At 62.5% G+C, this 8,003-nt stretch carries 6 protein-coding genes; all 6 read left to right on the top strand.

Annotated features, from left to right (window positions below):
- Window positions 1–1,030 precede the first annotated feature (1,030 nt).
- The 6 genes from B5F12_RS11280 to nspC all read left to right on the top strand — a co-directional run bounded on the left by B5F12_RS11280 (window position 1,031) and on the right by nspC (window position 7,672).
- A complete protein-coding gene (locus tag B5F12_RS11280; RefSeq protein ID WP_087234450.1) occupies window positions 1,031–2,500 on the top strand; it encodes an aminotransferase class V-fold PLP-dependent enzyme in 1,470 nt (489 codons plus the stop codon).
- On the top strand, window positions 2,500–3,351 hold the full coding sequence (gene speE / locus B5F12_RS11275) for a polyamine aminopropyltransferase (RefSeq protein WP_087234448.1): 852 nt from the start codon (window positions 2,500–2,502) through the stop codon (window positions 3,349–3,351). Before B5F12_RS11280 ends, speE begins: the two co-directional genes overlap by 1 nt.
- A gap of 1 nt (window position 3,352) precedes the next feature.
- Window positions 3,353–4,216, top strand: coding sequence for an agmatinase (gene speB, locus B5F12_RS11270; RefSeq protein WP_087234446.1), 864 nt, complete (start codon window positions 3,353–3,355; stop codon window positions 4,214–4,216).
- A 12-nt stretch (window positions 4,217–4,228) separates the two neighbouring features.
- Window positions 4,229–4,972: an aspartate kinase gene (locus B5F12_RS11265; protein WP_242954953.1), complete on the top strand. Its 744-nt coding sequence runs from the start codon at window positions 4,229–4,231 to the stop codon at window positions 4,970–4,972.
- Between the two features lie 231 nt (window positions 4,973–5,203).
- On the top strand, window positions 5,204–6,463 hold the full coding sequence (locus tag B5F12_RS11260; protein ID WP_087234442.1) for a saccharopine dehydrogenase family protein: 1,260 nt from the start codon (window positions 5,204–5,206) through the stop codon (window positions 6,461–6,463).
- Window positions 6,464–7,672, top strand: a complete 1,209-nt coding sequence (gene nspC, locus B5F12_RS11255) for a carboxynorspermidine decarboxylase (RefSeq protein ID WP_087234440.1) — start codon at window positions 6,464–6,466, stop codon at window positions 7,670–7,672. It begins immediately after the preceding gene.
- Window positions 7,673–8,003 lie beyond the last annotated feature (331 nt).

The raw sequence follows: 8,003 nt of genomic DNA, 5'->3' as shown, positions 1-8,003 counted from the left end.
GGGGCCGGGCGCAAAAAGCCCCTGAACATTGCCGAATTTCTTGCGTTGTTGGGTGTAGGGGAGGGGCTTGCCCCTCCCGAATCCCCCAGGGCAATACAAGGGAACCAACAGGCCGGGCAAGCCACGGCCCTTACCGCAGCGCAACAGGATGGTGCAGCAAAACCCCCGGCGGCGGGAACGCCGCTTCTCCAGGGTAGGCCCGGACGTGGAAACCGCCCATCTATAGGGCCAGCTGCCCAGGGTGGCCTGGTGTGGTGGCACAAACAGGGGCCACAGCAAGGGTGACGGGCCGAATATAGCCTTGACGCATGGACAGCCTGGCACCCTAGGGGGGTCCTTAGGGGGGAACGCCCTAAGCGGGTTTTGGTGCCTTTTGTCCGCTCAAAAGGCACCCCCAGCGGGGAGCGTCCCCACCAGGCTGGCAAGCCTGAGCCTTGGGCGGTTAGACGGACAACCCCTTACACAGGGGAGCCTTTAGGAGGTCTTCCAGCGGAGCGTCCCTGGCAGGGGCGCTAATTTGCTTCTGAGAAATGGAGGAAGGCCAAGCCTTCTTTCTCAAATTTTTACCTGAATTTCTCCAAAAAATATTGACACCACCCCCACCCCATGCTATACTCAGCTAGAATTTGACTGGAGTTTATCTGGCCAAGCATACTAGGACCACTCCTCCGGGAGTTAAGGCCATACGGACAGCCGGGTCCACTGCCGATTGGCGGTTTTACCGCCTTATTGATTGAGTTAAAAGCTCAAATTTTATAAGTTGGTTACTTTATAACCGAAATGCGCATTTGCGCAGACTTGTGAAACGGTCAATAACAGAGTAGTAAAAGTATCTTGTTGCTATATAGACTCTATGTACCAAGCCCCCTCCACCCCCCTTTTTTGTCGTCCCGATTTGCGGGGCGGCGCACCCGTTCCCCTGCCCGCTCCGGGGATGGGTCTGTCGGAACACGGGCTTTTGATATTGACCTTGTTTGACACAAGCTGTACAGATGCAGCTTGTGTCTTTTTTTGTATCGAGGTGTGGCATATGAAGAGAAAACACGTCCTTGACCAGAGTCAAGCCCCCATTTACCAAGCCCTCCAGACCTTCCGCCAGATGCGGGTGGTGCCCTTTGACGTCCCCGGCCACAAGCGGGGCCGGGGCAACCCGGAGCTCACCGAGTTTCTGGGCCAGCAGTGCGTGAGCATCGACGTCAACAGCATGAAACCTTTGGACAACCTGTGCCATCCCATCTCGGTGATTCGCCAGGCCGAGGAGCTGGCCGCCGATGCCTTTGGCGCCGCCCACGCCTTTTTGATGGTGGGGGGCACCACCAGTTCCGTGCAGTCCATGGTGCTGTCCACCTGCAAGCGGGGGGACAAGATCATCATGCCCCGCAACGTCCACCGCAGCGTCATCAACGCCCTGGTGCTGTGCGGCGCCATCCCCGTCTACGTCAACCCCGAGGTGGACCACCAGCTGGGCATCTCCCTGGGCATGAAGCGGGAGCAGGTGGCCAAGGCCATCCGGGAGAACCCGGACGCCGTGGCGGTGCTGGTAAACAACCCCACCTACTACGGCATTTGCAGCGACCTGAAGGCCATTGTGAAGATGGCCCACGAGGCGGGCATGTACTGCCTGGCCGACGAGGCCCACGGCACCCACTTCTACTTCGGGGAAAACATGCCCATCTCCGCCATGGAGGCGGGGGCGGACATGGCCGCCGTGTCCATGCACAAAAGCGGCGGCAGCCTCACCCAGTCCTCCCTGCTGCTCATCGGCCCCAACATCCACGAGGGCCATGTGCGCAAGATCATCAACCTCACCCAGACCACCTCGGGCAGCTATCTGTTGATGTCCAGCCTGGACATCAGCCGCCGCAACCTGGCCCTCCGTGGCCCTGAGGTATTCCGCCAGGTCACCGCCATGGCGGAGTACGCCCGGGAGGAGATCAACGCCGTGGGCGGCTACTACGCCTTCGGCGGCGAGCTGGTGAATGGCGACTCCATCTTCGCCTTTGACCCCACCAAGCTCAGCGTCCACACCCGGGACATCGGCCTGGCGGGCATTGAGGTATACGACCTGCTCCGGGACGAGTACGACATTCAGATTGAGTTCGGCGACATCGGCAACATTCTGGCCTATCTCTCCATCGGCGACCGGCCCCAGGAGCTGGAGCGACTGGTCAGCGCCCTGGCGGAAATCCGGCGGCGGTACCAGACCGACGCCAGCGGGCTGATGAACCAGGAGTACATCGACCCCGAGGTGGTCACCAGCCCCCAAGAGGCCTTTTACGCCGACAAAAAGAGCGTGCGGCTGGAGGACAGCGCCGGGGAAGTGTGCAGCGAGTTCGTCATGTGCTATCCCCCCGGAATCCCCATCCTGGCCCCCGGCGAGCGGATTACCCCCGAGATTTTGGACTACATCCGCTACGCCAAGGCCAAGGGCTGCTCCATGACCGGACCCGAGGACCCGGACATTGAGCACATCAACATTCTCACCCAGGAGGCGCTGTGATGGAACTGTGGTTTAGCGAATTTCATACCCCGGACGTCAAGCACAGCATCCGGGTCCAGCGGCATCTGTACTCCCACAAGAGCGAGTTTCAGCAGATTGACATCTACGACACCCCCGAGTTCGGCAAGGTGCTCACCCTGGACGGCAACGTGATGCTCACCGAGCGGGACGAGTTCATCTACGATGAGATGATCACCCACGTGCCCATGGCGGTACACCCCAACGTCCAGGACGTGCTGGTCATCGGCGCGGGCGACGGCGGCGTGGTGCGGGAGCTGGCCCGGTACGAGTCCATCCGCCGCATCGACCTGGTGGAGATGGACGAGCAGGTGCTGGACGCCTGCCGCCGCTACCTGCCCGGCAACGCCTGCCGTCTGGACGATGACCGGGTGCACATCTACTTCGACAACGCCCTGCGCTTCATCCGCCGCAAGCATGCCCAGTATGATTTGATCATCGTGGACTCCACCGACCCCTTCGGCCCCTCCGAGGGCTACTTCACCCGGGAGTTCTACGGCATCTGCTACAACGCCCTCCGGGAGGACGGCATTATGGTCAACCAGCAGGGCAGCCCCTTCTACCACCAGGACGCCGAGGCCATGCAGCGCAGCCACAAGCGCATCGTCAGCACCTTCCCCATCAGCCGGGTGTACCAGGCCCACATCCCCACCTACGCCGCCGGGTACTGGCTGTTTGGCTTTGCCAGCAAGAAATATCACCCCATCGACGACTTCGACCGGGACAAATGGCTGGCCCTGCACCTGAAAACCAACTATTACACCGTCCGGCTCCACACCGGCGCATTCTGCCTCCCGGCCTTCCTGGAGAGAATGCTGGAGGAGGTAGAATGATATGAAACCCAACATTGAGACCTTTATCGCCTGCGATACCCCCTTTGAAGAGGCCAAGATCGTCCTCTTTGGCGCCCCCTTTGACTCCACCACCAGCTTCCGCCCTGGAGCCCGGTTCGGCTCGGCGGCCATGCGCCACGAGAGCTTCGGGCTGGAGACCTACAGCCCCTACCAGGACCGTGACCTCACCGACTGCAAGATTTTCGACTCCGGGGACCTGGAGCTGTGCTTCGGCAGCGTCCAGCAGGCCCTGGAGGACATCGAGGCCCGGGCCCAGGAGATTCTGGACCATGACAAGCTGCCCCTGCTCATCGGCGGCGAGCACTCCGTCACCCTGGGGGCAGTGCGGGCGGTGCATAAGAAATACCCGGACTTGCACATCGTCCACTTCGACGCCCACGCCGACCTGCGGCAGGACTACCTGGGCATGCCCCTGAGCCACGCCTGTGTTCTCCGCCGCTGCCACGACCTGGTGGGGGACGGACGCATCCACCAGTTCTGCATCCGCAGCGGCGAGCGGGAGGAGTTCGCCTTCGCCCGCTCCCACACCGATTTTCACCCCTTCACCTTTGACGGCCTGGCCCAGCTCACCGCCCAGCTGGCCCAGAGCCAGGTCCCGGTGTACCTCACCATCGACCTGGACTGCCTGGACCCCTCCGTGTTCCCCGGCACCGGCACCCCCGAGGCGGGCGGCGTGACCTTCCTGGAGCTGCTGGAGGCCATTCGCCGCTTCGAGCACGTCAACGTGGTGGGGGCGGACGTCAACGAGCTGGCCCCCATGCTGGACGCCAGCGGGGTGTCCACCGCCACCGCCTGCAAGGTGCTGCGGGAGCTGCTGCTCACCCTGAGCCACGGGGAGGGCTGAGCCGTGGCACTGATGGTACTGAAATTCGGGGGCACCTCGGTGGCAGACAGCCAGCGCATCCGCCACATCTGCTCCCTCATCGCCCGGGCCTATGATGCGGGCAACCAGGTGGTGGTGGTGCTCTCCGCCCAGGGCCACACCACCGATCACCTCATGGCCCAGGCCCTGGAGCTCAACCCCAACCCCTCCGGCCGGGAGCTGGACATGCTGCTGACCACCGGGGAACAGATCTCCATTTCCCTGGCCGCCCTATGCATGGAGCACATGGGCTATGAGGCCGTGAGCCTCACCGGGTGGCAGGCGGGCATTCGCACCACCGACGACTACACCCAGGCCCAAATCCAGAGCGTCTCCCCTGCCGCCATCAAAAAGGAGCTGGCCCGGGGCCGCATCGTCTTTGTGGCCGGGTTCCAGGGGATGGACGCCTGGGGCAACCTCACCACTCTGGGCCGGGGCGGCTCGGACACCACCGCCGTGGCCCTGGCCGCCGCCCTGCGGGCGGACATGTGCCAGATCTACACCGACGTGGACGGGGTGTACACCGCCGACCCCCGGAAGGACCCCACCGCCACCAAGCTGGAGGAAATCTCCTACGAGGCCATGCTGGACATGGCCCAGCATGGGGCCCAGGTGCTCCACGACCGCTGTGTCATCCTGGCCCGCCGCCACAACATCCCCATCGAGGTGCGCTCCTCCTTCCACGACGTGCCCGGCACCTGGGTGCGCAACCTGGTGGCCCAGGAGCACGCCAGTTAGGGGCTTTCTGAAAAGTCGAAATCATTGACTTTTCCAACAATCAACGCCAGCTACTGCGTTAAAAATGCTCGGAATCCACCCAGGATTCCTGTGCTTTTTGCCTGGTATCTGTCTGTTGCTTGTGAAAAATTCTGCGATTTCTTAGTTTTCAGATGCGCCTAAGGTAAAAAAGTTTTCCACAAGATTCCCATAGATTGTTGAAATTTTGGTACATAGAAAGGAAGATGGAACATGAGTCGAGTATTGGTCATCGGCTGTGGAGGCGTGGCCTCCGTGGCCATCCGTAAGTGCTGCCAGGTCAGCGAGGTGTTCACCGAGCTGTGCATCGCCAGCCGCACCAAGTCCAAGTGTGATGCCCTGGCCGCCGAGCTGGAGGGCAAGACTGCCACCAAGATCACCACCGCCCAGGTGGATGCCGATAAGGTGGAGGAGGTCATTGCCCTCATCCAGAGCTACAAGCCCGACCTGGTGATGAACATCGCCCTGCCCTATCAGGATTTGACCATCATGGACGCCTGCCTGGCCTGCGGGGTCAACTACATGGACACCGCCAACTACGAGCCCGAGGACATCGAGGACCCCCAGTGGAAGGCCATCTACGAGAAGCGTTGTGAGGAGAAGGGCTTCTCCGCCTACTTCGACTACTCCTGGCAGTGGGCCTATCGGGAGAAGTTTGAGAAGGCCGGGCTCATCGCCCTGCTGGGCTGCGGCTTCGACCCCGGTGTCACCCAGGCCTACTGCGCCTACGCCAAGAAGCACGAGTTTGATACCATCGACACCATTGACATTCTGGACTGCAACGGCGGCGACCACGGCTACCCCTTCGCCACCAACTTCAACCCCGAGGTGAACCTGCGGGAGGTGTCCGCCCCCGGCAGCTACTGGGAGGACGGCCACTGGGTGGAGATCCCCGCCATGAGCATCAAGCGGGAGTACGACTTCGACCAGGTGGGCATGAAGGACATGTACCTGCTCCACCACGAGGAGATCGAGTCCCTGGCCGAGAACATCCCCGAGGTCAAGCGCATCCGCTTCTTCATGACCTTCGGCCAGAGCTACCTGACCCACATGAAGTGTCTGGAGAACGTGGGTATGCTGTCCACCACCCCCGTGGAGTTTGAGGGCCACCAGATCGTGCCCATCAAGTTCCTCAAGGAGCTGCTGCCCGACCCCGCCAGCCTGGGCCCCCGCACCCACGGCAAGACCAACATCGGCTGCATCTTCACTGGCAAGAAGGACGGCAAGGAGAAGACTTACTACATCTACAACGTCTGCGACCACCAGGAGTGCTACCAGGAGGTGGCCAGCCAGGCCATCAGCTACACCACCGGCGTGCCCGCCATGTGCGGCGCTCTCATGCTGCTGACTGGCAAGTGGAACAAGATCGGCGTGCACACCGTGGAGGAGTTCGATCCCGATCCCTTCCTGGACGCCCTGGACCAGTACGGCCTGCCCCGCCGGGAGAACCACAACCCGGTGCTGGTGGACTAAATGGAGTATCTGACTCTGGGCCATCCCCCCTTCCAAGGGCTGGCCACCCACCAACTGGGCGAATTGTTTGGCAGCCTGCCCACCCCCGCCTATGTCATCGACCAGGCCCGGCTGGAGCAAAACGGCCAGGTGCTCTCCGCCCTGGCCCAGCGCACGGGCTGTCACATCCTGCTGGCCCAGAAGGCCTTTTCCAACTACGACTTCTACCCCCTGCTCTCCCAGTACCTGGCGGGCACCGAGGCCAGCGGCCTCTATGAGGCCCGGCTGGGCTTTGAGGAGATGGGGGGCAAAGAGGTTCACGTGTTCTGCGCCGGGTACCGGGAGGACGAATTTGGCGAGCTGCTGCGCTACGCCGACCACATCGTGTTCAACTCCATCCACCAGCTGAAAACCCTGGGCCCCCGGGCCAAGGAGGCGGGGAAGAGTGTGGGGCTGCGCATCAATCCCCAGTGCTCCACCCAGGAGGGACACGCCATTTACGACCCCTGCGCCCCCGGCAGCCGCATGGGGGTGACCCGGGAGGTGTGGAACGCCCAGATGGACACCCACACCCTGGCCCTGCTGGACGGGCTGCACTTCCACACCCTGTGCGAGCAAAACGCCGACGACCTTGCCACCACCCTGGAGGCGGTGGAAGAGACATTCGGGGACGTGCTGCCCGGCATGAAGTGGCTGAACATGGGGGGCGGGCACCACATCACCCGCCCGGACTACCAGATGGACACCCTGGAGGGGTGCATCCGCCACGCCCAGGACACCTGGGGAGTGGAGGTGTACCTGGAGCCGGGAGAGGCGGTGGCCCTCAACGCCGGGTATCTGGTGAGCCGAGTGGTGGACCTGGTGGAAAACGCCGGAGTGCACATCGCCATTCTGGACGTTAGCGCCGCCTGCCACATGCCCGACGTGCTGGAGATGCCCTACCAGCCCCCCATTCTCCAGGCCGTGGCTCAGCCCGGCGGGGCGCACACCTACCGCCTGGCAGGCCCCACCTGTCTGGCCGGGGACGTGGTGGGGGACTACTCCTTCGCCCAGCCCCTGGAGCGGGGGGACCTGGTGGTGTTTGGGGACATGGCCATCTACACCACCTGTAAAAACAACACCTTCAACGGCATGCCCCTGCCCGATCTCTGGCGGCTGGACCCCCAGGGCGGGCTGGAGCAGCTGACCCAGTTCGGATATCACAACTTCAAGGCCCGGTTGGGCCGATAAGGCAAGAAAACACCCCTCTGGAGCGGAAAACCCGCTCCAGAGGGGTGCGTTGTTTGTGGGAGACCGGAAAACCTCTCCGTCACCGCTGGCGCTGTGCCACCTCTCCCAAAGGGAGAGGTGAGGGGTTGTCCGTCTAACCGCCCCTGTTTCAGGCTTGCCAGCCTGGCAGGGACGCTCCGCTGGGGTAACTTTCTGACTGGGCAGAAAGTTACCAAAGACCCACCAAAGGCGGGGCCTTCCCCCGCCTTGTGGAATCCACCCCGCGGTACTGGGTGGAAGGTGCATCGTTCTCGGTTCGGCCCTTAGTCTGGTAGGGTCACATAGATGGCGT

Origin of the sequence: Pseudoflavonifractor sp. An176 (genome assembly GCF_002160435.1) — a bacterium.
Lineage (GTDB): Bacteria > Bacillota > Clostridia > Oscillospirales > Oscillospiraceae > Enterenecus > Enterenecus faecium.
This window is presented reverse-complemented; position numbering and strand designations above follow the sequence as displayed.